Here is a 1008-nt window from a genome sequence, read left to right on the forward strand (position 1 = left end):
TGACCGCCGAGCCGGAAAAGGTAAAATTCCCCGTTTCGAGACAGGACTGTGCAAAGGCGATATCGCCCCTCACGCCCTCCGCCTCCCCTTCGGAAATATACAGCGGGATCATATCCAGAACGGACTGCGGTACAGCCGGATTCTTCTTTTTTAGATATGCTTTCATCTGTTCCGCAGTTGCCGCCGCTTTCCCCATAATGGCGGTAAGGGAATCCTCCGTTGTGCTTCCCTCCATCGCCGCCTTGATATCCTTGCGGAACTGCGCCATCGTCAGACCGAACTTCGACCACAGATGCTCTACGTCCCCGTGGTTGCTGGCAATGCCTCTTTTACATCCCTCGGAATGGGAAATCACCACGCCATCCGCAAGTGGGTCCAAACGGAACTGCTGACAGAGATGTGCAAACAATTCCACTGCATATCTGTAGGTGGCAAGCACATGGTTCTTCGTACTCTCCCCCTCCCCGGTCTCCGTCCAGTTTGAGCCGCCCGTATATTTGATGGTGGCAGGCTCCGTCATTTCCACACCGATATGGGTATTGTTTGCGCCGCCTCCGCAGTGCCAGCCCCGGAAATCCCACGGGAGCAGTTGGTACACGTCCCCGTCCGGCTCTACTATGGCATGGACGCAGGCGGATGTCTCTGCCCTGTTCCAGTTCTTCATGAACACATCCGCCTTTGGCTGCGGGCATCCCACCGAGTGGATCATAAGACCTTTCACGGTGATGTGCTTTCCCGCTTTATAACAGCCGGACTCTGTAAGGTAATTCTGTATTAAATTCATCCCATTTCCCTCTCTTTCCGCACATGAAAAAAGGCACCAGTTTTTACACCGATGCCTGTCACATAAATTTATTCGTTCCCTTTTTCCTCCCGTAGCTGCTCCAATACCGCTTTCAGCTTCCCCGGAATGGGCAGCCCCGTCCGGGCGGCATTCTCCAAAATAGAGATGCCTTCATTGGAAAGGTAAAAGAAGATGACCGCCGTCCGCAGGACGCTCCCTTCCCC

The 1008-nt window shown here is 54.1% G+C and carries 2 protein-coding genes; both read right to left on the reverse strand.

The window, feature by feature from the left end; translation table 11 throughout:
• Positions 1 to 784, reverse strand: a 784-nt coding sequence (locus NFS35_RS28915; RefSeq protein WP_251210396.1) for an N-acetylmuramoyl-L-alanine amidase, incomplete at its 3' end; no start/stop codon positions are given.
• Positions 785 to 852: 68 nt separating this feature from the next.
• On the reverse strand, positions 853 to 1008 hold a 156-nt coding region (locus NFS35_RS28920; protein ID WP_251210397.1), incomplete at its 5' end, for a phage holin family protein.

This window comes from Acetatifactor aquisgranensis, assembly GCF_943193215.1.
GTDB lineage: Bacteria > Bacillota > Clostridia > Lachnospirales > Lachnospiraceae > Acetatifactor > Acetatifactor aquisgranensis.